The following is a 24,630-nucleotide window of genomic DNA, read 5'->3' on the forward strand; positions in this document are numbered from 1 at the left end:
AAAAATTAAATTAAAGACTTAAACGGCGAATTTCTTCATCGAACAAATCATCCAGAGAGCTTAATGATCCATCTTCCTCGACTTGATGGGTATTAATCATATTTTTTGAAACGGACAACTCTATAAAGCAGTTCCAGCAATAATATTGGTTAATACCTATTTTTCCAATATCTTTACTCTGGCAATTCGGACACTTTAACATGGGACGACACCTCACGTAGATTTTACATTAACAATGATGGCATCCTTCCCGATCGTAGGGGGGTCAACGGTTTTGACGACACGCTTCCCTTCCGTTATATCCGAAAAGAACCCATCCGTTAATTCATACCCTACGATTGTGCCCACTTCTTCCATAAAATATACATCTTCCAATAATCCAAGCTTTTTTCCTTCATTTGACATAATTACTTTACCTGTTAAGCTTTGCTTATTTTCAAATGTATAATCAGGAATGGAATTTATTGGTTCTAAAACCTTTTTATCTTCAACCATTACCCCATCCCAGCCAAAGGAACCGACATTTTCAATCCGGATCATGTATAATTTTCGGAAAAAACCGCCTTTTTTAATTAGTAAGCCCTTTACTATCCCGTTGCTCGAAATATTTAAATCATAAACATCGCCAATTTTTTCGCCGCTTTTAAGTTCATAAACAGGGAGTCCTTTTAATAATGAAAATGTCCGCAAAGATATTCATCCCACCTTTCCGAACATTTTTAGTTTTCGTTATAACGTCAATTTCATAAGGTGAAACGTTTTCCAATAATAAAAGGTCAGCCCCTTCCAATAGACAAACATAAATAAAACATGTCAATGTTGGAGAAAGCCAGACCTTTATGAATCATATTAACCTTCATCCACCATAAAATCATATGGTGTTATATTTTCCATTCCGATCATCGGATCCTCATTCATCAATATCTCTTCAATAGAAACAAGAAGTTCGTCTTTTTCATTATTTTCTGTCAGCTCAAGAGTAGGAATTTGCTCTTGAAGCTTTTCGCATAATGATGTATTGCGGATTTGATCATCCGTTCTTTCTACACCCAATCTCAATGCATCTTCTTCACCGCACAAAATAAGAAACTGTTTGCTTCTTGTAATAGCCGTATATATAAGATTTCTGCGCAGCATTCGGTAATAGCTTCTTACGACAGGAAGGATCACGATTTGAAATTCGCTTCCTTGCGCTTTATGAACAGAACAACAGTAGGCAAGGGTTATTTGGTTCAAGTCCTGGCGAGTATACGTAACTTCTGTCCCTTCAAAAGAGATCACAACCATATCTTGTTTTTCAGTATTTTCTTTTGCATAAAAAATCGATACAATTTCTCCGATATCTCCGTTAAAAACATTATTTTCCGGCTGGTTTACGAGTTGAAGAACTTTATCGCCAATTCTGTACTTCACATCCCCGAAAGTGATTTCCTTTCGCGTCCCGTCAGGATTTGGATTGAAAATTTCCTGCAATATAACATTTAAGCGATCAATTCCTGCCGGTCCCCGATACATCGGGGCGAGTACTTGAATATCCTTTGCTGAATACCCTTTTTTCTTCGCATTTATGACGACCTTCTCGACAACTTGGGCAATTTGTGCAGTAGTGCACTTTATAAACGAACGATCAGGCTTCTGTTCCGATATTCCTTCAGGCAGCCTGCCATTTTTCATTTCGTGGGCTAGTTCAATGATGGATGACCCTTCAGCCTGGCGATAAATATCTGTTAATCGGACCGTAGGAATTCTTTCCGATTGCAGCAAATCTTTTAATACTTGACCCGGCCCCACCGATGGCAATTGATCTTCATCACCGACCAGGATTACCTGAATTTGTTCAGGCAATGCCTTAAATAATTGATTTGCCAGCCACACATCGACCATAGAAGTTTCATCGACAATAAGCAATTTTCCTTCAAGTGGATGATCTTCATTACGATCAAAGCCTTCGTTTCCATTCCAGCCAAGCAGGCGATGAATGGTCACTGCCGGCAATCCCGTTGATTCGCTCATCCTTTTTGCAGCGCGCCCGGTTGGGGCCGCCAGCAAAAAAGGATATGGCTCGTCCTTTCGGTAGTCCTTAGGGTCTAATGAACAGCCGTGCAGTTCGGCATATAGTTCGACAATTCCTTTTATGACAGTGGTTTTCCCGGTTCCAGGCCCTCCAGTTAAAATCATCATCGGCGACATAAGCGCGGTTTGGATCGCTTCTTTTTGCGTCGGGGCATACTGAACACCGAGTCTTTCCTCTAGTTTTCCAAGTGCAAGCAGAAATTCTGATTCAGGGAACTGGTTTTCGTACTCTGTTTGCGATAAAATTCGCTTTATATTTGTCACCAGCCCTTTTTCCGCAAAATAAAGGGAAGGCAAATAAATCCGCTTTTCTTCCCCAATAATTTTCCCCTCTTCTTGAAGCTTAAGAAGTTCATTAGAAATATCTGTATAATCAATTTTTTCAGGCTGGTTTTCTTCAAGAAGCTTCTTGACACTTTCAAGCAAATCTTCTGCATTTAGGAAGACATGTCCTGCTTGCAAGCTCTCTTTTTCCAGCGTATATAAACAAGCGGCTCTTATTCTGTCCGGATGGTTTCCTGTAATGCCGAGTTGATATCCGAGTTCGTCTGCTCGACCAAAACCAATCCCTTCAATATCTTCTACAAGCTTGAAAGGATTCGATTTAATAATATCAAGGGTTTCGTCCTTATAAACTTGATAAATTCTCATTGACAATTGCGGTCCGAAGCCATATTGATTTAGTGCAACCATTATTTGTTCTAGCCCTTGATGCTCCATAAGGGTATCATATAGCATCTTTGCTTTATCCGGAGGAAGCTTTGGTACTGTATCGAGCAATGATGGCTCATTTAAAATTCTTGAGATTGCATTCTCGCCAAGAGTTGCAACAATATTTTCAGCAGTCTTTTTTCCAATTCCTTTAAAAAGTTCACTTGATAAATAATTAATGACACCTTGCTTAGACTGAGGCATTTCTTTCCTAAAATGATTTGCATGGAACTGAAGACCAAATTTCGGGTGCTCCTTCATCTGGCCAAAAAATGTATAGGTTTCATGTTCATGAAGGCGGGGAAAATAACCGGTAATCACAGCTTCCTTCTCTTCATAATTCTCATTTGTTTCTTCCACTCGTATACGCAATACTGTGTACAAATTTTGGTCATTATGAAAGATCGTAACAAGATGTTTGCCTTTAATATATTTTTGATCGTCCGCAAACAAATTGAGTGTAGATTGTTTTTCCGCCATCGTTTCCCATCCTTCTTCGAACGTAATTCAAATTAATGGAGATTGGAATCTCCTTTTTCAATCAACTTTTTTCCATATCCCGCAAGTATATGATCCGGTTGAATTGCAAGAGCTTTTTCAAACATGGCAAGCGCTTTTTCTGCATTTTCATTGTATCCATACGCAACTCCAAGATTATAAAATGCATCTGCATGGTCAGGGTCAATGTCAATACAACGTTCAAACTGAACAATTGCTTCATCGATTAAGTTCTGCTGGGCGAGACAAAGGCCGTATTGAAACCTTGCTTCTGCATCAGTTTCATTTAATTCAACACTTCTTTGCAAATATGGCAATGCCAGTTTTGGCTGTTCAAGCTGGACAAGCGTCATTCCCAACATAAAAAAGTTATCACTTGAATCAAGGCCTTTTTTCATTGCTTTTTCAAACATGTTTTTCGCTTCTTCAAACCGCTGCAATTCATAGTAAATATTGCCGACACTGTAATAGGCTGCTGCAGCATTCTCATCCAGTTCTATCGCCTTATGGAAAAAATTTAGAGCCCTATCCGTTTCTCCAACCGCTGAGAGTATATTTCCGAAATTAATGTAGAGAATTGGATCGTTAGGATTTTCTTCAATGGCTTCCGAAAGAACTTTGGCAGCTTCTTCCCACTCGCCTTTTTTCATATGTTTAATCGCAATTGCGTTTTTATCCATAGTTATACACACTCCGTTCTATTTGAAAGTATAGCATATTTCATTGAAGCTTTTTAAAAAACGGCTTTACAAAACAAGAGGCTGACTCATAAGGGTCTGACCCACCAGTGATGACAATATATAGATTGGTTGTATTACTGTCTATATATTGTATGGAGGGGGTCTGACCCTTTGACTTTGAGTCAGCCTCTTGTTTTTGTCAACCTACATAAGTAAGCAATTCGCCATTTTTAAATATTTGGTCAATCGTACCGCCGCCAAGACATTCTTCACCATTATAAAACACTACAGCTTGTCCTGGAGTAACTGCTCTTATTGGTTCATGGAAAACCACTCTTGCTTTGTTGCCATCTAAGAGCTGAACAGTTACTTTTTTGTCAGGCTGGCGATAACGGAATTTAGCTGTGCATTCAAACTCCTCAGGTTTTCCTTTTTTAGACACCCAGCTTACATTTGTCGCAATGATCGAATCCGAATAAAGGTGTTCATTATCGAACCCTTGGCCAACGTATAAAACATTACGTTCTAAGTCTTTGCCGATTACAAACCATGGTTCGCCCGAGCCGCCTATTCCAAGGCCATGTCTTTGACCAATTGTGTAATACATTAAACCGTCATGTTTTCCTTTCACTTCTCCGTCGATTGTTTCCATATTTCCGGGCTGAGCAGGAAGATAGTTGCTTAAGAATTCTTTAAAGTTTCTTTCCCCGATAAAGCATATTCCCGTACTGTCTTTCTTTGAAGCAGTTGCAAGCCCCGCTTCTTTGGCAATTTCTCTTACTTTTGACTTTTCTAAATTGCCGATAGGAAACATTACTTTCTCGAGTGTCTCAGAAGTAAGCTGGTTTAAAAAATACGTTTGGTCCTTATTTTCATCAAGGCCCCTAAGCATCTTATACTCTCCATCTCGGAATTCAACTCTTGCATAATGTCCGGTCGCTAAATAGTCGGCGCCCAAATTTAGTGCGTGGTCAAGAAAAGCTTTGAATTTGATTTCTTTGTTGCACATGACATCAGGATTGGGAGTTCTTCCTGCTTTATATTCGTCAAGAAAATAAGTAAATACTTTATCCCAATATTGCTTTTCGAAATTTACGGCATAGTATGGGATTCCAATTTGGTTACAGACGCGGATGACATCCTCGTAATCCTCTGTAGCAGTACATACACCATTTTCATCTGTATCATCCCAGTTTTTCATAAAGATGCCAATTACATCATACCCTTGTTCTTTCAATAACAATGCCGCAACCGATGAATCAACCCCGCCTGACATTCCGATCACAACTCTTGTATCTTTTGGCGCTTTTTCCACTGTTCTCACCTCGCTGTGACAGACAAAAAACTATTTTTTCGTCAATCTTTTGACGATTTTTGCTGTTTCAAATGCTGCTTTTTCTATTTGTTCAGTTGTATTGTTAAGTCCAAAACTAAACCTGATCGAATTCCTGATTTTCTCGGAATCTTTCCCGAACATTGCTACTAAGACATGTGATGGATCAACGGAGCCGGCTGTACAAGCAGAACCGCTTGATACTGCAATTCCCGCCAAATCCAAATTTACGAGCATCGCTTCGACATTTGTTCCAGGAAAACTTAAGTTTATTACATGCGGCATCGAATTTTCAAGTGATCCGTTTATACTGAAAATGACTTCTTCCTCTTGGAGTTTTTTTATGAGAACATTCTTCCACTCTCGATATTTCTCCCGCCTTACATCCATTTCTTGTTGGCAAATAATGGCCGCTTCTTTAAAACCGACAATTGAAGCAACATTTTCAGTCCCCGCACGGCGTTTTCTTTCCTGTTCCCCGCCGAAAACGCGTGGCAAAAGCTTTATGCCGTCGCGGATGTAAAGAAAACCGATCCCTTTTGGTCCGTTAATTTTATGGGCGGAAACGGACAATAAATCAATCCCGGCATCATTCACATTTATTTTTTCCAGTCCGTATGCCTGTACAGCATCTGTATGAAAGATGGCCTGATGTTCTGCCAAAACTTCACCTATTTCCTTAATGGGCTGCAAAGTTCCAACTTCATTGTTTCCATACATGACCGAAACAAGAATGGTGTCATCTCGCAATTCCTTTTTTAGATCCTCAACAGAAATCTTGCCTGTCTCATCCACAGGCAAATATGTGACTTCATAGCCGCGATTTTCAAGCTCTTTGCATGTATTTAGAACGGCATGATGCTCAATTTCGGTTGAAATAATATGCTTTCCTTTACTTTTATAAGCCTCTGCAATACCTATTAACGCTAAATTATCAGCTTCTGTTCCACCGCTGGTAAAAATGATTTCATTCGGCTTGGCATCAATGCTTTTAGCAAGAACATCCCTTGCTTCGTCTACTTTTTGCCGAGCTTCTCGCCCAAAAGAATGAATACTAGATGGGTTGCCGAAATTGGAATTCATGACATTAACTACAGCTTCTACAACTTTTGGATGCATCGGTGAAGTCGCCGCATGATCCAAATAAATTCGTTCCAAAAGTGCCACCTTCTCTTCCTGTTTAACTAAATATAAAACATATAAGAATCTGAATCGCCATTCTCCGTATAATTCGATAAATCTTCCAATGTCGTATTATCAAGAACTTCTTTTACTGCATCTCTGATTCTAATCCATAATTCCCGTTTTGCAGGTTCTTCGTCCTCAATCCCTTCAACCGGACTGATCGGACCTTCTAACACGCGGATAATATCTCCTGCTGTAATTGTAGAAGGGTCTTTTCCCAATACATATCCGCCATATGCCCCGCGAATACTTCTGACCAAACCGGCATTTCTTAACGGCGCAATCAATTGCTCCAAGTAGTGTTCAGATAAATCATTTGTTTGGGCAATGGATTTAAGGGAAATCGGCCCTTCTCCATGCCGTTTTGCCAACTCGATCATAATCGTTAATCCATATCTGCCTTTTGTAGAAATTTTCATGCCCCTGCACCTCGATTCGTTTCTTCTCCAGTTTTTCTGTCTACCATTTTTTCTCTTTTTCTTAAATAGTTAAGCCACAAGTCTGTAAGCTGCTGGCATTGGGGTAAGGCAAACCCGACAATCGGGCCAATTGCCACTGTGAATAATATTGTCCCCCAAAATACAGGACCTCCAAGCTGCCAGCCGATTATAAGGACTATCAGTTCTATTCCGGCCCGGACATTTCTCACTTTCCAGCCTGTTTTTGATGTTATGGCGATCATGAGGCTGTCCCTTGGCCCGGCACCAAATTGCGCCGATATGTAAATCCCCACTCCATACCCATTTATGATTACTCCGCTTAAAAACATTATCATTTTTCCTATTAACGTATGAGGAGTTTGCAGAAACGGGAGCATTAAATACATATCTATGAACAGGCCGACAAGAAGCATATTTAAAAACGTGCCAAACGGAGGAAATTCTTTAGTAATGAGAGCGGATACAGTTAAAATAAAAAAACCGACAATGATCGACCAGCTCCCTATTGTCAGTCCAAGCTGATAATACAAACCGACATGCAAAACGTCCCACGGCATAGCTCCTAAATCGGCTTTGATCAGAAGGACAATTCCAAACGCCATAACGAGCAAACCGTAAATATACACAATGAACCTTGGCACAACCTGGCCTGTTCTTTTTTCTCTCATTGATTTTAATTGCTCCTGTTTTTCAGACATATATTTAAAAATATATTTTATCAAAATTCTTAGTATGAAGATAGGCTTTTGCCATTATAGCACAATTGTCATCGTTCATGCATTTTCATTTTCACTAAAAACGGACCCATAATTTTGCATTATTTCTTGTTCTTAAATTCTTCAAGTTTTTTATAAATTGCTGCAAGCCGTTTTTCTTCGCCAGCTTCAATTGGTTGATAATATTTTGTTCCCTTCAAATTGCTTGGGAGGTAGTCTTGCAGAACCCAGCCGCCAAACGTGCCGATCGGGTAATCGTGAGGATACTTATAGCCAACATGTCCTAACTCTTTGGAACCGGCATAATGACTGTCTCGAAGGTGTTTAGGAATTTCGCCCACTTTTCCTTTTCTAATATCGTCTATCGCTTTGTCTAAGGCCTTATACGCTGAATTAGATTTCGATGACAAACACATTTCCACTACAGCAACAGACAAGGGAATACGCGCTTCCGGCAATCCTAAACGCTCACTAGCTGTGACAGCTGCCAAAACATTGTTTCCAACAGAGGTATTCGCTAAGCCGATATCTTCATAGGCAATGACTAACAATCTTCGATTGACTGCTGTTAAATCTCCTGTTTCAAGTAAATTTGCCAAATAATAGAGAGCGGCATCTACATCGCTCCCCCTGATACTCTTCTGAAGACTGGAAAGAAGATTATAGAAATTGGAACCCTTTTTATCTCCGTATACACCTACATTGCCGATCATATCGTTTATTGTTTCATCTTCAACAACAATAATATTGTTCTCTTTACGAGAAGCATAAACAATCGATTCTAACAATGTTAATGATTTTCTGGCATCTCCATTGGAACCGAATGCAATCATTTGTATTTGCTCATCAGTGATTTGAATCGATAACGTTCCTAACCCCTTTTTTTCGTCATGTAAGGCACGTTTCAGCAGTTCTTGAAGGTCTTCCGGTGTTAAACGTGTTAATTGCTTAATTTGGCCACAACGACTTCGAATGGCCGGATTAACATCATGAAAAGGATTTTCAGTTGTCGCACCAATTAAGATAATATCTCCTCGCTCAACGTGCGGCAATAGATAGTCTTGTTGAGCTTTGTTAAATCGATGGATTTCATCTAAAAACAATATCACCTTTCCCGTTAGACGAGTTTCCTCTACAACAGCTTCAACATCTTTTTTGCCTGCGGTTGTTGCATTTAAGGCTATAAAAGGGATTTTCGTCGTTCCTGCAATAGCATAAGCAATCGAAGTTTTACCGATACCCGGTTCCCCATATAATATCATTGACGGCACATAGCCGTTTTTAATCATTTTATATAAACTTGTATGTTTTCCGATAATATCTTTTTGACCAACAATTTCATCTATGTTCGTCGGTCTCATTCGAAAAGCAAGCGGTTCTCCATTCAATTTCATAACCTCCAAAACTGTCCTATAAAAAATTATATAATTAAAACAGGATGAATCAAATCAAATAAGCCGTATCCTCATGGATACGACTTCTAAACTTATTTCAAATACCGAGAAGTAATATAAAACTCCACACATATCGTGTGGAGTTAATAAATATCATTATGTTTGATAGAGTCCCAATCGTGCCGTCGTTTTGATGCCTTCGTTTTGAACCCGCTCTCCGCAGGTGGGTGCCTTGTTCCGGACTTATGTAAGTCCTCTTCAAGGAGGCATTTACTCAGCCCAGAAACGCCAGGCTCCCGAAGTTATTGTTGTTCGGTCAAAACTTCAGGATTACCAACGAACACATCAGGACTCTTTATCTGTTGTCTGTATATTATCATATTTAACCGATTCATTTCAAGAAAACAAAAATAGGTATTTACTCACTTTTTCTGACATTTAGTGACAAATGTAATTCTTCCAACTGGGACGAACTTACTTCTCCAGGAGCTTCTGTTAACAAGCAGCTTGCACTTGCTGTCTTTGGAAACGCAATTGTATCCCGGAGATTAGTTCTCCCTGCTAACAGCATCACAAGTCGGTCAAGCCCAAGGGCAATTCCGCCGTGAGGCGGCGTTCCGTATTCAAATGCCTCAAGCAAGAAACCAAATTGCTCCCTTGCTTCTGATTCACTAAAGCCTAGAACTTTAAACATTTTTTCCTGGACGGTTCGTTCAAAAATTCTTAATGAACCTCCTCCAAGCTCATACCCATTTAATACAAGGTCATAGGCTTGAGCCCGGACAACATCAGGATTTTGATCAAGAAGCTCAATATCTTCCCTAAATGGCATTGTAAACGGATGATGGGCTGCATAATAACGTCCTTCTTCTTCATCATATTCTAATAAAGGCCAGTCAGTAATCCATAAGAAATGAAATTTGCTTTGGTCAATGAGATCCAAATCTTTACCGAGCTTTAAGCGAAGTGCTCCAAGGGAATCTGCTACAACTGATTTTTTATCTGCAACAAATAACAGAAGGTCTCCTGTTTCAACTTCCAAGGCAGCACTGATCGCGTTTTGTTCCTCTTCAGAAAGGAATTTTGCAATTGGGCCTTTTAGGCCTTCTTCTTCTGCCTTAAGCCAGGCCAGTCCTTTCGCACCATATCGGGAAACAAATTCTGTTAATGCATCAATATCTTTTCTTGAATATTTGTCACGAGCTCCCTTTACGTTAATCGCCTTTACTTGGCCTCCATTCGCTGCTGCATTTGCGAAAACTTTAAATCCTGAATCTTTGACAATCTCTGTTAAGTCAATTAATTCAAGTCCAAAACGGGTATCAGGCTTATCTGTTCCGTAACGGCTTATTGCATCATGATATGTCATACGCGGAAAAGGTGTTTCAATGTCCATCCCTTTTACATCTTTCATAACCTTTTTCATCATTTCTTCCATTAAAGACATGATGTCTTCTTGACTCATGAAGCTTGTTTCTATATCGACCTGTGTAAACTCCGGCTGCCGGTCTGCCCGCAAGTCTTCATCCCTAAAACAGCGTGCTATTTGATAATATCTTTCAACTCCCGCAACCATCAGCAGCTGTTTAAAAATTTGCGGAGATTGGGGAAGAGCATAAAACTCACCTGGATGAACACGGCTCGGAACAAGATAATCTCGTGCTCCTTCCGGAGTGCTTTTTGTTAAAATCGGCGTTTCAATATCTAAAAATCCTTCGCCGTCAAGAAAATCGCGAATCGCTTTTGTGACTTGATGACGCATTTTTAAAGTTTCAAACATAACAGGGCGTCTTAAGTCCAAGTAACGATATTTTAAGCGGATTTCTTCAGACACATCTGTATGATCGGCAATAATGAAGGGAGGGTTCTTTGCTTCATTCAAGATTGTTACTTTCTCAGCTTGAATTTCCACTTTACCGGTTTTTAAATTTTCATTGATTGTTCCCTCTTCACGGGCTACAACCGTTCCTACTACATCCAGAACATACTCAGAACGAATTTTTTCAGCCGCCTCTAGCGCTTCCTTTGATATATCCGGGTTAAAAACAACTTGAACAATGCCTGTCCGGTCGCGAAGATCAACAAAGATAACTCCCCCTAAATCACGGCGCTTTTGAACCCAGCCTTTTAACGTAACTTTTTTACCGATTGCTTCTTCAGTTACTTCACCGCAATAATATGTTCTTCCAAACATTTCCGATCCTCCTCTATTGATAAATCTCTTTAAATTTTTCAACGAATGAAGCAAGGTCAAGCTCCACTTGTTCACCTGATTCCATATTTTTCACACTAATCTTGTTTTCTTTTAGTTCATCATCGCCTAAAACGGCCACAAATTTAGCATTTAATCGGTCGGCAGCCTTAAACTGTGCTTTCACTTTTCGGTCAAGATAGTCTCTTTCAGCGGAAAACCCTTCTTTTCTTAACTTGTAAAGAAGCTGCACTGTATAATCTTTCGCCTCTTCACCTAATGAAACAAGATAACAATCGAGTGTTTCATTAACTGGAAGAGTGATACCTTCTGCATCGAGTGCCGAAATAAGCCGTTCAATGCTTAATGCAAATCCGATCCCGGGAGTTTCCGGACCGCCAAGTTGTTCTGCAAGACCATTGTATCTTCCGCCGCCGCATAAGGTTGTAATTGCACCAAACCCTTCTGCATCGCTCATAATTTCAAAAGCAGTGTGGTTATAATAATCAAGTCCGCGCACTAGGTTGGAATCTACTACAAATTCAATATTAAGGGCGGTTAAGTATGATTGTACTTTTTCAAAATAAGCTCGGGATTCATCATTCAAGTAATCAAGAATCGACGGTGCCGTTTTCATTAATTCATGGTCACGGTCTTGTTTACAATCAAGAATCCTCATCGGGTTTTTTTCCAGCCTGTTTTGGCAATCAGAACAAAATTCTCCGATTCGCGGTTGAAAATGGGCTATTAATGCTTCGCGGTGAGCGCTTCGGCTTTCTTTGTCGCCCAAGCTGTTTAAAACAACCTTTAACTTCTTTAAACCAAGTTCTTTGTAAAGAGAAACGGCCAAGGAAATGACCTCTGCATCAATCGCCGGGTCGGCGCTTCCCATCGCTTCGACTCCAAATTGCACGAATTGGCGGTAGCGTCCTGCCTGCGGTCGTTCATAGCGAAACATCGGACCCATATAATAAAGCTTTACAGGTTGGCTGGCATTTCCGTACATTTTATTTTCTATAAAAGACCGGACAACAGGGGCCGTACCTTCCGGACGCAATGTCAAGCTTCTTTTTCCTCTGTCTTCAAATGTGTACATCTCTTTTTGAACAATATCTGTTGTATCTCCAACACCTCTTTGAAACAATTCAGTATGTTCAAAAATAGGCGTCCTTATTTCCTGATATTGAAATCTGCGGCATAAATCTCTTGCTTTCATTTCGATATACTGCCACTTTTCAACCTGGCCAGGAAGAATATCCTGAGTTCCTCTCGGTATGCGGATTGACATAACCTTCCTCCTCTTTCGTTTGTTCTTGTTATGTATAAGTGAAAATAAAAAACCCCCGCTCCCTTGTTTCAATAAAAAACAAGGGACGAGAGTATAATTTCCCGTGGTGCCACCCTAATTGAAGTACAAAAGTGCACTTCCACTCTAGCAGTTAACGCCTGCACACGTTCTTCTCCTAATAGAGGACAAATCCTTTTTCAGAGAGAAACCTACGGAGTGTTCTTTCATTAAGTCATCATGCAGAAATGTTTTCAGCCAAGACATTTCCTCTCTTTTCATGTGTGTCTTAATTACTTTTCTCCATCATCGGTTGTTCTAAAATTTATGTCATTTTTTGATATAATCATACGGAGCATCGTATTGAATGTCAAGAGCCAAAACTTATTTCACACTATTGGTTCAATTCATGTGGATTGTAGATATTCGAACAAATGGAATTTGGAATATCTTTTATGAACGCTCCAGTCTTTTTTTCAGCGTTTTTACATCCCTGATTGACAAACCGAATTCAGAAGCTAACTCGTATATATTGGCATTTTGCTCTTTTTGAATAAAATCATGAAAATCAATACCGAAAATTTGACTTTCGCCTGAACTTACAGACATCCCTTTTTCACTGAATCTCACCACGATCACCCTTTGTTCTTTTTTGTCACTGCCTATTGTTCCCATGTTTCTGCGAAATTTATCGTACTTTTTTCTGTATTTTTAATCATTTGTTTTTAAACATAGGATGATTGGACGATATTAACAAATAGTGATGATTTTTCCTTGGGTGTCCGCTAAAATAACAATAAATAACAGGAGAATGGAGGGGGAGCTATTTGCTCAAAAAAAGAGCAGTTTTTTTTCATATTTGCTTGATTCTGCTTCTTGGAGGAATCAGCCCTGCACCTGTTCCTGCCTCGACATCAAGCTCCATCACGATTTCTGATGACAATATAAATATAAGGGAAGGCCCAGGCCTAAGCTATAAAGCTATAGCCAGAGTTCATAAAGGAAATACATACCCACTCCTAAAAGAACAAGGGGATTGGATCGAAATTGACCTCTTAAACGGCCAAAAAGGGTGGGTTGCCAAGTGGCTCGTTGCAAAAAATCAATCCGCAAGTTCCTCAGCTGGTGAATCCATACAAAAAAACAACGGAACCGCAACAACGGACGGATTAAGGGTGCGGAAAGGACCCGGAGCAGGCTTTCAAGTCATCGGATCACTAAATAAAGGACAAGCTGTGGCCATACTTGAATCAAATGAAAACTGGTTAAAAGTCCAAACTGCTTTTGGTCAAGGCTGGGTTGCCAAGGAGTATATTAGATTTCAAAAAACAAATCCTACTGAAAATGAGAAGCCTGATACACCGGAAACAAATATTGGAAAAATTTCGGTAGACTCATTAAATGTCCGAAACACTCCTTCATTTCAAGGAAGTATTCTTGGAAAACTCCAAAGAGGAGAAGAAGTAACGGTTCTTTCACAGAACGGCGACTGGACGGAAATCAAATTTTCCGGGAAAACAGCATGGGTCAACAGCCAATATGTTCTAGTTGAACAAAAGGACAGCCAGGAAGCATCGACATCAGGAGCTTCTGCCAATCTTGTTGGTGTTGAGGGAACGGTCACTGCCACAACTTTATATGTTCATGAAAAAGGAAATTTAAATAGCAAAATTATCGGCTCTGTTTCAAAAGGAGAAAATTTCCAAATATATGAAGAGGTAAATAACTGGGCTAAAATTGAATGGAAGACTGGAAAATACGGCTGGGTTGCCAACTGGTTTCTCAATAAAACTGAAGCAGGAGGCACTAAGCCTGACGAAGAAAGAGTAAGGAACAGTACAATAACCATACTTCAAAACGGAACAAATCTGCGAAAAGGCCCAAGTGTGGAAACAGAAGTCGTTTATCGGGCAAACCAGGGAGAAACATTTCAGGTTGTCAGTTTGCAAAATGATTGGTATAAAATTCGCCTTCAAAATGGAACAACAGCTTTTGTTGCAGGATGGATCGTCAGCGTAAAAGGCAACGCGCCGCAAGTGGTAAAACCGGGGGCAGAGATAAATTTGAAAAATAAAACGATTGTTCTTGATCCGGGGCATGGAGGCCGGGATCATGGAACGACGGGAACAAGAGGAACAATGGAAAAACAATTAACACTAAGAACTGCAAAGTTATTATTTGACAAATTAAAAGCATCTGGCGCGAATGTCATTCTTACAAGAAATGATGACACATTCATCTCATTAAGCTCACGGGTCAGAACTGCAAAGTATCAAAATGCGGATGCATTTATCAGCATTCACTATAACAGCAATTCAGACCACAGTATACACGGGATCACAAGCTATTATTATTACCCATTCCAAAAACCTTTAGCGGAGTCTGTTCATTCAGCAACAATCAGTCAAACAAAAATGAAAGATCGAGGCGTCCGTTTCGGCGATTACTATGTGATCAGGGAAACAAACAAAAATGCAATTCTTCTTGAGCTCGGCTATTTAAGCAATTCTGCAGAAGAAATGCTCGTAACCTCGGGACAATACCAAGAATCAGTATCATCCGGTATATTTCAAGGGCTGGCAAAATACTTTACTCATTAATAAAGAGGCCGACCGGAAGGTAAAAAAAATGTTACCTTCAGGTCAGCCTCTTATTAGAATTAAAACCATCTATAGAAAAAAATTTATTCTAATCTTAAGAAAGTAAAAAAACAAAGAAACGATTTACAATTTCTCTGTTTTCTAATGATCATCCTATTTGCTTTCAACTATCAAAGTTACCGGTCCGTCATTAATCAACTGAACATCCATCATCGCGCCGAATATTCCCGTCTCCACCTTTAGTCCTTTTTCCCTGAGAAACGTGTTAAAAGATTCGTATATATTTAAGGCATGTTCAGGTTTTGCCGCTTCCATGAAGTTAGGCCGCCTTCCTTTCCGGCAATCCCCGTACAAAGTGAATTGAGACACAGACAGGATTTCACCGCCAACATCCAAAAGCGATAAATTCATCTTTCCATTTTCATCCTCGAATACTCGAAGATTAGCAATTTTGTCGGCAAGGAATTGGGCATCTTCTTCCTTATCATGATGGGTGACTCCGACAAGGAGAACAAACCCTTTGCTTATTTCTCCAACGATACTCCCGTCTACTGTCACTTTTGCTTCTTTGCTTCGTTGCACAACAACTCTCATGATTGCTCTCCTTAGTTCATAATCCTTCTTACTGCATAAATATCAGGAATTTGTTTGATTCGATCTACCACCTTTTGAAGGTGGCTGACATTATGAATGGCAATGGACATAATAATTGTCGCAACTTTATTTCGATCAGATTTTCCGGAAACTGCGGAAATATTTGTTTTTGTTTCATTCACAGCTTGAAGAACCTCGTTTAAAAGTCCTCTCCGATCATATCCACTTATTTCGATATCCACATTATATTCTTTCCGATCATTAAGTCCTGTTTCCCATTCAACCGGAATAAGTCGTTCCTTTGCATCTCCCGAATTAATATTCGGACAATCGGAACGGTGAACAGAAACTCCTCTTCCTTTCGTTATAAATCCGACGATTTCATCTCCGGGAACCGGATTACAACATCGCGAAAGCCGGATTAATAAATTGTCAATACCAGATACGCGAACACCGGATTCTCGTTTTTTGGCTGTTGGAAAAGATTTTAATTCATTAACCGCATTCGAAATAGTTTTTACCTGTTCTAGGTCGCGTTTTTTCCGCCATTTTTCCGTTAATCGATTCGCAACTTGAAGAGCGGTAATACCGTTGTACCCTACTGCTGCATACATATCCTCTTCATTGGCAAAATTAAATTTTTCTGTAACTCGCTTAATATTTTCGGCGGTCATTATTTCTTTTACATCGAAATCCATGTTTCGGATTTCCTTCTCAACCATTTCTCTTCCTTTTACAACATTTTCTTCTTTTCGCTGCTTTTTAAAGAACTGGCGGATTTTATTTTTTGCCTGTGATGTTTGAGCAAGTTTCAGCCAGTCCTGGCTCGGTCCATAGGAATGTTTGGAGGTTAAAATTTCAACGATATCTCCCGTTTGCAATTTATAATCAAGTGTAACCATTTTCCCGTTTACTTTAGCGCCGATTGTCTTATTTCCAATTTCGGAATGAATTCTGTATGCAAAATCAATCGGAACGGAACCTGCAGGCAGTTCAATGACATCGCCCTTCGGTGTGAAAACAAAAACCATATCTGAAAACAAATCAATTTTTAATGATTCCATAAATTCTTCTGCGTTTGCAGTATCATTTTGAAATTCGAGAATTTCACGGAACCATGTAAGCTTTTCTTCAAACGAAGAATTTTCGTTTACTGATTTCCCCTCTTTATATGCCCAGTGAGCTGCAATCCCGTATTCGGCTATTCGATGCATTTCAAAAGTGCGAATTTGCACTTCCAAAGGGTCCCCTTTTGGGCCAATCACTGTCGTATGAAGTGATTGGTACATATTCGGTTTCGGCATTGCAATATAATCTTTAAATCGCCCAGGCATTGGCTTCCAGCAAGTATGAATGATGCCAAGAACAGCATAACAATCTTTAATGCTGTTTACGACAATTCTGACAGCGAGAAGATCGTAAATTTCATTAAATTGCTTATTCTGAAGGGCCATCTTTCGATATATGCTGTAAATATGCTTTGGCCGGCCGGAAATTTCCGCTTTAATAGAAACTTCATTAAGTCTATTACGGACCTCTTCAATAACGTCATCAAGATATTGCTCCCTTTCTGCCCGCTTTTTCTTCATTAAATTAACAATCCGATAATATTGCTGCGGATTTAAATATCTTAATGCCGTATCTTCGAGTTCCCATTTTATTTTTGAAATTCCAAGACGATGTGCAAGCGGAGCAAAAATTTCCAGCGTTTCATTCGAAATCCGTCTCTGTTTTTCAAGAGGCAAATGCTTAAGTGTCCTCATATTATGAAGGCGGTCGGCAAGTTTGATTAATATGACACGAATATCTTGAGCCATCGCCACAAACATTTTCCGGTGGTTTTCAGCTTGCTGCTCTTCGTGAGATTTATATTTAATTTTTCCAAGCTTTGTTACGCCATCGACAAGCATAGCCACTTCATCGTTAAAAGCTTCTCTCATTTCCTCTAATGTTACATCTGTATCTTCGATAACATCATGAAGAAAACCGGCGGCAACCGTAATTGGATCCATCTCAAGATCAGCAAGAATTCCCGCCACCTGGATTGGATGGATAATATAAGGTTCTCCGGATTTCCTGTATTGGTCAGAATGAGCAGCTCGGGCAAACTCGTAAGCCTTTTTGACAAGGTTCACATGCTCTTCATTTAAATACTTTCGAGTGCAATCGATGACTTGTTCGGCGGTTAACACTTGATCATTCGCCATGGAATCACCTTTGTTTTCTTTCATGTAATTTTAGCTTTGAATAAAATTGTGTTAAATAACATTCAGGATTTCTTGTGATTGTTTACTATTATCGAAAAAAAAACGTGAGATGTAAAGGGAAGAATCTTAATTTTTATGTCAAAAATAAAAAATGTGTCGAAAATTGCTATTTTCCATGACTCTTTATACAGCAATAAGTAAAAAGAGCACTTCGAATCGAGTGCTCTCTTCCATCGTTAAAACTGGATTAAAGTTAAAATATCATAGCCTTTAAGCTTATTGCGTCCTTCCAAGTATGTCAGCTCAATTAAAAAAGCGATTCCGGCTACAATCCCGCCGAGCTTTTCAACTAATTTAATGGTCGCTTCAATTGTACCGCCAGTTGCGAGCAAGTCATCCGTAATTAAGACTCGCTGACCGGGTTTGATGGCATCCTTATGAATTGTTAATACGTCTTCTCCGTATTCAAGACCATATTTGACTTTTATTGTTTCACGAGGCAGTTTTCCATCCTTGCGGACAGGCGCAAAACCGACTCCCAACGAATAAGCAACAGGGCAGCCAATAATAAAGCCCCTTGCTTCAGGACCTACTACAATATCAATATTCTTTTTGCGTGCATAGTCAACAATCTGGTCTGTTGCATATTTATATGCAGCGCCATTATCCATTAATGTAGTAATATCTTTAAATTCAATGCCCGGTTTAGGCCAATCGGGAACGATCGTAACGTATTGTTTTAAATCCATTCTTTCATTGCCTCCTCATTTTTCACTGACTCTTGGAAGAGCTTGTCGAACCAGCCTTTTAACTGCTGAAACGATGAATATAATAAATCATTTTCCAGAGTAAATTGCGCCAGCTTTTTCTGGTAAGTTTTTGAATCTGATAGATCCCGTTTGCTAATATTTTTTTCTAATGTTATAAAACCATTGTTTATTGTAACAAATTTCAGTTCAAAAAACACCTGCGACATAAATTCAATTGTTTCTTTCGTCCAGCCTCTGTATTTAGCTAGATCGTCCCCATGGCGTTTAAGATCGAACGTTCCTTTTTTTGCTAAAAAAGCATAAAACCATTTGAAATGGTCCCTCGTCGGCATGGTGCTAAAAAAGTCACTGTTTTCTTTATAAAATTGAGCATATATTCTGGCAGGTTTTTTGCCGGCTAAAAGATGTTCCAGGATTTTCTTGGATGGCGGCAGATCAGCCAAAACGAGATTCAATCCGTCAACTTCCATTTTTATAGCATCTTCACACGAAGTTATAAGACAGATTTCATCATTTAGGATGCCTTTAAATTTTGGCACGTTTTCTTCGTTAAAAACGATCCATTTTCGATTTTCGCGCGGTACAAGCTCTGCTAATTTGTCAAAACGCTTTAAACCGCGAAAATCAAACAGCTGCCATGATTGAACAGCCAAATCTTGAAGAAAAACTTGCGGTTTGCGAATATTGTTCCACTCATTAATGGCTAATTCTCCAATTACCGACAGTTTGGAAAAAGGGGAAATATGTTCATAATAATGTCCCAACCCAAAACCAATGCCATCAAGCGATGCTCCATTACTTTCAATTGTTATTTTCAGATGGCTTTGGTCCGAGCCGATTTTTCTAATGGCTGCGATATTTACATTTTCGATCATCACTTTCGGTTTCGGATTGTCCACACCGTAAGGAGCAAGCATTTGCATTTGTTCGATAGCGGTTAAATGGATATCGCTTAATTCTATTTTACCATCCAAATATGTTTTCGGGATAAAATCTTCTTCTGTCAACTGTTCTTTTGCCAGATCATTAAGTCTGATACGAAGCTCATCCACATCTTTGAGATGTAAATTCATTCCTGCTGCCATTGGATGGCCGCCAAAATGCGGCAAGATATCTCTGCATGCAGAAAGGTTTTTGAACAAATCAAAACCATCTATGCTTCTTGCAGATCCTTTAGCCAACCCTTTTTCTGTATCAAAACTAAAAACAATCACAGGTCTATAAAACTTCTCAACTAGTCTTGAAGCAACAATTCCAATCACTCCGGAATTCCAGCCTTCTTTTCCAATAACAAGAACTTGATTTTCTTCAGGCGGATAATAGCTTTCAACTTCTTTTATAGCTTCTTCTGTAATCGCATTAACAAGCTCTTGCCGTTCCTTATTTAACAGGTCGATTTTTTTCGCCAGCATTTCCGCTTTATCCTGATCATCAGTCAATAATAAATCGACTGCTGGTTCTGCACTTTCAAGCCTTCCGGCGGCATTGAGCCTCGGTGCAATAACAAAGCCGATCGTTTCTTCATCAATCGATTCCGGTTCAATGCCGCTTAATTTTAACAGACTTTGTAGTCCGATGTTTTTCGTTGCCTTTAGTTGTTGTATTCCTTTATAGGCAATCAGGCGGTTTTCTCCTTTAAGAGAAACAAGGTCTGCTATTGTCCCAATTGCAACAATTTCAAGAAAATGTTCCGGCACATGTCCATAAAGCGCGTGGGAAAGCTTAAAAGCTACTCCTACACCAGCTAATTCACGAAATGGATATGTACTGTCTTTCAATTTTGGATGAATGATCGCCAAAGCTTTTGGAAGTACGGGTCCCGGTTCGTGATGATCGGTAATGATTAAATCGATTCCAAGTTCACTGGCAACGTTTGCTTCATGAAGGGCAGAAATACCTGTATCAACCGTGATTATGAGCTTAAACCCTCTTTTTGCTGCCAGTCTGAAAGCCGCTTCATTTGGACCATATCCTTCAGAAAAACGATTGGGTATGTAAAAGTCAACATTTGCACCCAAATCTCTTAATGTCATCATCATCACAGAAGTACTGCTGACTCCATCAGCATCATAATCGCCATATATTAATATCGGCTCTTGCCTTTCAATCGCCAGACGAATCCTTTCTACAGCTTTATCCATGTCCTTAAATAAATAAGGATCATGAAAAGACTGATCTTTTGGAAATAGAAAATACCGTGCACTTTCCACGGTATCGATTCCGCGATTAACTAGCAATGATGCTACCAGGGGAGTAATGTTTAATTCTTGCATTAATTTTTCTGCTTTCTTCCGGTCGGATTGGCGGACAACCCACCTTGTTTTTGACTTTAACATACGTTCACCCCTTAGCTTTTCTATTATACAAAAGGGGACAAACAGATTCAACGAAAAGCTGAAGCGCCTCGGTCAGGCCAGTCCGACTCACATACTTAAAAGAAAAGTGCAAGAACTGAAAAGCTCTTTACGACAGCTCGATTTCTTAGTCATTATCTCCATTGTATGGATTAATATGAACTAGCACATTTTGGACATTGGCAACATCCAGAAGCTTTTTCTTTACTCTCTTACCTACCCGATGACCTTCTTCAACGGTCATTAGCGGATCCACTGAAATTTTCAGATCAATAATGACGTAATGACCGTGCTCTCTTGCATGCAGCATGTCAATTTTCTTCACTTCAGGCACGTTTTCTATGATTTTTCGAAGTTCCTCGGTATCCTCGTCATGCAACACATGATCAAGTGTGTTATGAATCGATTCTTTCCCGAGATTCCAGGCCATTTTAAGAACCATCATAGAAACAATGACTCCTGCTAAAGGATCGGCATATTCGAGCCAATCAATCCCCATTTTTCCGCCAATGATCGAGGCCCCTATACCGATTAGAGCAGCAATTGAAGAATAGACATCTGACCGGTGCTCATACGCGTTAACTATTAATGCATTACTATTTAACTTTTTTCCTAAATTGTATTTATATCGAAACATCCACTCTTTTATGATGATTGAAATTATCACTGCCGCTACAGCAATCATTTTTGGCGGTTCAATCGGATCAAAAAAAGCTTCAACCGAACTTTTGCCTATTTCAATTCCAGCAAGCAGGAGCAATATTGCTACGATAATCGCTGCAATCGATTCTGCCTTCCCATGACCATATGGGTGATCTTCATCAGGCGGTCTCTTGGCAGCCCGTAATCCGATATACACAGCCAACGAACCGGCTATATCAGAGGCTGAATGCACCGCATCGGCAATAAGTGCTTTACTGTTGGCATAGATCCCTATCACAGATTTTACAATAGCTAATAAAATGTTCCCTGCAACCCCTACAATTGCAGCAAACTCAGCTTTTTTAAAACGTTCTACTTTTTCCAATGTTAAACTTCCTTCCCTACCTAAACTTGAACCTATTTTGCCCAGAAAAACGATCAGAAGTACAAAAAAATAAACCGCAGAAAATCCGCGGTTTATCCTTCATGGAAGTTTCACTTTATACTTGAGGTTCATCTGAAAACTTTCTTTTTTCTTTGTAAGTAATAAGGACACCTTTTTTCTTAAGTTCTTTATATTTCCATTCAACCCATAATTGTGCGGCAATGAAAATCGATGAATAAGTTCCTACCACTAGACCAACGACCAATGCGATCGAAAACGGGCGGATCGATTCACTTCCGAAAATCAACAGTGCGATAACTGTAAGAATAACCATTAACACAGTATTGACAGAACGTCCAAGAGTTTGCCGGATACTTGTATTAACGACATTCACGATGTCTTCATACGATTTCAGGCGCATCCTTTTCTGCATATTCTCGCGCATCCGGTCAAATGTTACGATTGTATCATTTATCGAGTAACCAACAATTGTTAATAAGGCTGCAATAAATGTAATATCTACTTCCAGACGCGTAACACTGAAAAACGGAACAACAAAGAATGTAGCATATAATAATGCAATTACTGCAGAAACTGCCATTGGCAGCTCAAATCGGAACGTTACAAAAACGATAAGCCCCAAAGAGGAAATCATTAATGCAACAAGAGCATTTTTAGCAAGTTCCTTCCCAACTGTAGGAGTAACAGTGCTGACAGTTGTATCTGCTTTTAATGTTTTATCAAAATGCATTTTTAATTTAGAAATTTCTTCTTTCGATAAAACTCCCTTAAATCGTGCAACACCTATATTTTTATTTTCACCAGATAAGACAATATCATCTGTTTGGAGATTTAATTTTTTCAGCTCAGCTGAAATCTTTTCAGTTGATAAAGGTTTTTTTGAAAGGAGCTCCACCCGGGTACCGCTAGTAAAATCAATTGCGAGATTTAATCGGAATACAGAGAGAACGATAATCCCAGCTGCCAAAAGAATTCCCGATACGAGAAAGAATTTTCTGCGGTATTTGACAAAGTCGAATCTGTCAAATTTTGTTGGCAAGTCAAGGGTAACGATATTCTCCGAGATATCCCTAATCTCACTTTTCTTAACTCCAAACCAGCCGGGCTTGTTCTTGAGAATCCCGCTGTCAACCCATAATCCAAGCAGCCATCTTGACAAATATACATTTGTGATAAAACTTATTAAAATACTGATAATTAAGCTCGTCGCAAATCCTTTTACAGAGCTTGTTCCATAGAAGAATAAGACCACTCCGGCTAGAAGTGTTGTAAGGTTCGCGTCGGTAACAGTTGATATTGAATTTTGGTTTCCTGCTTTAAACGCTGCTTTGATCGACCGTCCAACCTTGATTTCTTCTCTAATACGTTCATAAGTGATGATATTGGCATCTACAGCCATCCCGACACCAAGGATCAATGCAGCGATGCCCGGCAAGGTTAAAACAACGTGCATCCAGTCAAATATTAGAAGAGTCAAGTAATTAAATACGGTTAATGTAATTGCTGCAATGAATCCAGGAAAGCGATAATAGAAAATCATAAACAAGTAAACTGCCAGAACCCCAATAATACCGGCAATTACTGTTTTTTGCAACGCCTGTTCCCCGAATTGTGCACCGACAGAGGTAGAATAAATCTCATTCAGCTTCACAGGCAAAGCACCGGCATTTAACAGTGATGCTAGCGTTTTCGCTTCTTCAATCGTAAAATTTCCGACAATTTGTACGGTATCCTGGTTAAATACCTGTTCTACACGCGGAGCCGATAAGAATTTAGGATGTTTTTTCATCACTTCCGCATTAAAGGAATCTTTTCCTTCCTCAAAATCAAGCCAGATAACGAGAAAATTCTTTCCCTCTCCCATGTTTACAATTTTTTGTGTTACTTCCTTAAATTTCTCAGCGCTTTTTAACTTCAAAGAAACACACGGTCTTCCCTGATCGTCAAATGTTTGCTTTGCCCCGCCCTCTGCAAGGTCTGAACCATCCAGCAATTTTTTATCATTTACATCGCGAAATGATAGGTTTGCTTCTGTTGACAAAATTTTTCGGGCCTTATTTTGGTCCTTTACCCCTGCAAGCTGAACGCGAATTCGGTTATTTCCCTCTGTTTGAATATTCGGTTCACTGACACCAAGCACATTTACACGTTTATCAAGTGCTTCAGCGGTGCTGGCAAGAACTTTTTCATCAATTTTTTGTCCCTTTTCCGCAGGACTGACTTCATATAAAATTTCAAATCCGCCTTGAAGATCAAGCCCGAGTTTAATATTATCCAAAATGTTTTTTGTCGTTGCTCCCATGATAGTACCAAATACGACAATAAAGATAAGAAAAGCAACGATGGGACCTTTTTTTACCATTATGTATAAATCCTCCTTAATTCTAAGCCGCCAAAGAAAACGTAAAAACCTTCGCATCTGGCGAGGGCTAAACTTTTCCGTTATAAAGCTAAAAGAAAAATTTGTTAAATATTTAACAAGGTCAACGTTTTTATTATGAAACAGAATAGAATCGCTGTCAATTTATCTCATTTATTTTAAATTCATTAT

General features: G+C 39.4%; 19 protein-coding genes, 1 other RNA gene and 1 other annotated feature. Of the genes, 1 reads left to right on the top strand and 19 read right to left on the bottom strand.

Annotation, left to right across the window (positions count from 1 at the left end; all coding sequences use genetic code 11):
* Positions 1 to 10: 10 nt before the first annotated feature.
* From BMMGA3_RS11800 to BMMGA3_RS17950, 13 genes are all read right to left on the bottom strand, one after another.
* Positions 11 to 202: a hypothetical protein gene (locus BMMGA3_RS11800; RefSeq protein WP_004435939.1), complete on the bottom strand. Its 192-nt coding sequence runs from the start codon at positions 200 to 202 to the stop codon at positions 11 to 13.
* An 11-nt stretch (positions 203 to 213) separates the two neighbouring features.
* Positions 214 to 690, bottom strand: a complete 477-nt coding sequence (locus BMMGA3_RS11805) for a PRC-barrel domain-containing protein (RefSeq protein WP_004435941.1) — start codon at positions 688 to 690, stop codon at positions 214 to 216.
* A gap of 159 nt (positions 691 to 849) precedes the next feature.
* Positions 850 to 3,264 (bottom strand): SF1B family DNA helicase RecD2, encoded by a 2,415-nt coding sequence (locus BMMGA3_RS11810; RefSeq protein WP_004435943.1) that lies wholly within the window; start codon positions 3,262 to 3,264, stop codon positions 850 to 852.
* 32 nt (positions 3,265 to 3,296) lie between these two features.
* Positions 3,297 to 3,962: a tetratricopeptide repeat protein gene (locus tag BMMGA3_RS11815; protein WP_004435944.1), complete on the bottom strand. Its 666-nt coding sequence runs from the start codon at positions 3,960 to 3,962 to the stop codon at positions 3,297 to 3,299.
* Between the two features lie 199 nt (positions 3,963 to 4,161).
* Positions 4,162 to 5,277: a tRNA 2-thiouridine(34) synthase MnmA gene (mnmA, locus tag BMMGA3_RS11820; protein WP_004435946.1), complete on the bottom strand. Its 1,116-nt coding sequence runs from the start codon at positions 5,275 to 5,277 to the stop codon at positions 4,162 to 4,164.
* Positions 5,278 to 5,307: 30 nt separating this feature from the next.
* Positions 5,308 to 6,453 carry a cysteine desulfurase family protein gene (locus tag BMMGA3_RS11825; protein ID WP_004435949.1) on the bottom strand — a complete coding sequence of 382 codons (1,146 nt, stop codon included), beginning with the start codon at positions 6,451 to 6,453 and terminating at the stop codon, positions 5,308 to 5,310.
* 26 nt (positions 6,454 to 6,479) lie between these two features.
* Positions 6,480 to 6,899: a cysteine metabolism transcriptional regulator CymR gene (gene cymR, locus BMMGA3_RS11830; RefSeq protein WP_004435952.1), complete on the bottom strand. Its 420-nt coding sequence runs from the start codon at positions 6,897 to 6,899 to the stop codon at positions 6,480 to 6,482.
* Positions 6,896 to 7,588, bottom strand: coding sequence for a YczE/YyaS/YitT family protein (locus BMMGA3_RS11835; protein WP_004435954.1), 693 nt, complete (start codon positions 7,586 to 7,588; stop codon positions 6,896 to 6,898). The genes cymR and BMMGA3_RS11835 overlap by 4 nt, the downstream gene beginning before the upstream one ends.
* A gap of 149 nt (positions 7,589 to 7,737) precedes the next feature.
* On the bottom strand, positions 7,738 to 9,024 hold the full coding sequence (locus tag BMMGA3_RS11840; protein ID WP_004435957.1) for a replication-associated recombination protein A: 1,287 nt from the start codon (positions 9,022 to 9,024) through the stop codon (positions 7,738 to 7,740).
* Between the two features lie 172 nt (positions 9,025 to 9,196).
* Positions 9,197 to 9,385: non-coding RNA, 6S RNA (ssrS, locus tag BMMGA3_RS17495), on the bottom strand.
* 63 nt (positions 9,386 to 9,448) lie between these two features.
* Entirely contained in the window at positions 9,449 to 11,224 is a 1,776-nt protein-coding gene (aspS, locus tag BMMGA3_RS11850) for an aspartate--tRNA ligase (RefSeq protein ID WP_004435960.1), read from the bottom strand.
* A 13-nt stretch (positions 11,225 to 11,237) separates the two neighbouring features.
* Entirely contained in the window at positions 11,238 to 12,509 is a 1,272-nt protein-coding gene (hisS, locus tag BMMGA3_RS11855; RefSeq protein ID WP_004435963.1) for a histidine--tRNA ligase, read from the bottom strand.
* 78 nt (positions 12,510 to 12,587) lie between these two features.
* Positions 12,588 to 12,825: a binding site (T-box leader), on the bottom strand.
* A 134-nt stretch (positions 12,826 to 12,959) separates the two neighbouring features.
* Positions 12,960 to 13,136, bottom strand: a complete 177-nt coding sequence (locus tag BMMGA3_RS17950; protein ID WP_004435966.1) for a hypothetical protein — start codon at positions 13,134 to 13,136, stop codon at positions 12,960 to 12,962.
* A gap of 197 nt (positions 13,137 to 13,333) precedes the next feature.
* Between BMMGA3_RS17950 and BMMGA3_RS11865 the strand changes: the two genes are divergently transcribed.
* The gene (locus tag BMMGA3_RS11865; protein ID WP_004435970.1) at positions 13,334 to 15,106 is read left to right on the top strand and encodes an N-acetylmuramoyl-L-alanine amidase family protein; all 1,773 of its coding nucleotides are present in this window, start codon (positions 13,334 to 13,336) and stop codon (positions 15,104 to 15,106) included.
* Positions 15,107 to 15,259: 153 nt separating this feature from the next.
* On the opposite strand, the gene dtd is transcribed toward BMMGA3_RS11865, so the two are convergent.
* From dtd to secDF, 6 genes are all read right to left on the bottom strand, one after another.
* Complete coding sequence (gene dtd / locus BMMGA3_RS11870) at positions 15,260 to 15,700, bottom strand: D-aminoacyl-tRNA deacylase (RefSeq protein WP_004435972.1); 441 nt, start codon at positions 15,698 to 15,700, stop codon at positions 15,260 to 15,262.
* Positions 15,701 to 15,711: 11 nt separating this feature from the next.
* The gene (locus BMMGA3_RS11875) at positions 15,712 to 17,907 is read right to left on the bottom strand and encodes a RelA/SpoT family protein (RefSeq protein WP_004435976.1); all 2,196 of its coding nucleotides are present in this window, start codon (positions 17,905 to 17,907) and stop codon (positions 15,712 to 15,714) included.
* A gap of 236 nt (positions 17,908 to 18,143) precedes the next feature.
* A complete protein-coding gene (locus BMMGA3_RS11880; protein WP_004435977.1) occupies positions 18,144 to 18,656 on the bottom strand; it encodes an adenine phosphoribosyltransferase in 513 nt (170 codons plus the stop codon).
* Positions 18,647 to 21,013 (bottom strand): single-stranded-DNA-specific exonuclease RecJ, encoded by a 2,367-nt coding sequence (gene recJ / locus BMMGA3_RS11885; RefSeq protein WP_004435979.1) that lies wholly within the window; start codon positions 21,011 to 21,013, stop codon positions 18,647 to 18,649. The genes BMMGA3_RS11880 and recJ overlap by 10 nt, the downstream gene beginning before the upstream one ends.
* A gap of 145 nt (positions 21,014 to 21,158) precedes the next feature.
* The gene (locus BMMGA3_RS11890) at positions 21,159 to 22,058 is read right to left on the bottom strand and encodes a cation diffusion facilitator family transporter (RefSeq protein ID WP_004435981.1); all 900 of its coding nucleotides are present in this window, start codon (positions 22,056 to 22,058) and stop codon (positions 21,159 to 21,161) included.
* Positions 22,059 to 22,173: 115 nt separating this feature from the next.
* The gene (secDF, locus tag BMMGA3_RS11895) at positions 22,174 to 24,441 is read right to left on the bottom strand and encodes a protein translocase subunit SecDF (RefSeq protein ID WP_004435983.1); all 2,268 of its coding nucleotides are present in this window, start codon (positions 24,439 to 24,441) and stop codon (positions 22,174 to 22,176) included.
* Between the last annotated feature and the right edge of the window lie 189 nt (positions 24,442 to 24,630).

It is taken from the genome of Bacillus methanolicus MGA3, assembly GCF_000724485.1.
Lineage (GTDB): Bacteria > Bacillota > Bacilli > Bacillales > Cytobacillaceae > Bacillus_Z > Bacillus_Z methanolicus_A.

Coding starts and splice junctions, on each gene's coding strand:
- BMMGA3_RS11800 (WP_004435939.1), bottom strand. CDS start 202: ATGTTAAAGTGTCCGAATTGCCAGAGTAAAGATATTGGAAAAATAGGT.
- BMMGA3_RS11810 (WP_004435943.1), bottom strand. CDS start 3,264: ATGGCGGAAAAACAATCTACACTCAATTTGTTTGCGGACGATCAAAAA.
- BMMGA3_RS11815 (WP_004435944.1), bottom strand. CDS start 3,962: ATGGATAAAAACGCAATTGCGATTAAACATATGAAAAAAGGCGAGTGG.
- cymR (WP_004435952.1), bottom strand. CDS start 6,899: ATGAAAATTTCTACAAAAGGCAGATATGGATTAACGATTATGATCGAG.
- BMMGA3_RS11835 (WP_004435954.1), bottom strand. CDS start 7,588: ATGAGAGAAAAAAGAACAGGCCAGGTTGTGCCAAGGTTCATTGTGTAT.
- aspS (WP_004435960.1), bottom strand. CDS start 11,224: ATGTTTGGAAGAACATATTATTGCGGTGAAGTAACTGAAGAAGCAATC.
- hisS (WP_004435963.1), bottom strand. CDS start 12,509: ATGTCAATCCGCATACCGAGAGGAACTCAGGATATTCTTCCTGGCCAG.
- dtd (WP_004435972.1), bottom strand. CDS start 15,700: ATGAGAGTTGTTGTGCAACGAAGCAAAGAAGCAAAAGTGACAGTAGAC.
- BMMGA3_RS11875 (WP_004435976.1), bottom strand. CDS start 17,907: ATGGCGAATGATCAAGTGTTAACCGCCGAACAAGTCATCGATTGCACT.
- BMMGA3_RS11880 (WP_004435977.1), bottom strand. CDS start 18,656: ATGGATTTAAAACAATACGTTACGATCGTTCCCGATTGGCCTAAACCG.
- recJ (WP_004435979.1), bottom strand. CDS start 21,013: ATGTTAAAGTCAAAAACAAGGTGGGTTGTCCGCCAATCCGACCGGAAG.
- secDF (WP_004435983.1), bottom strand. CDS start 24,441: ATGGTAAAAAAAGGTCCCATCGTTGCTTTTCTTATCTTTATTGTCGTA.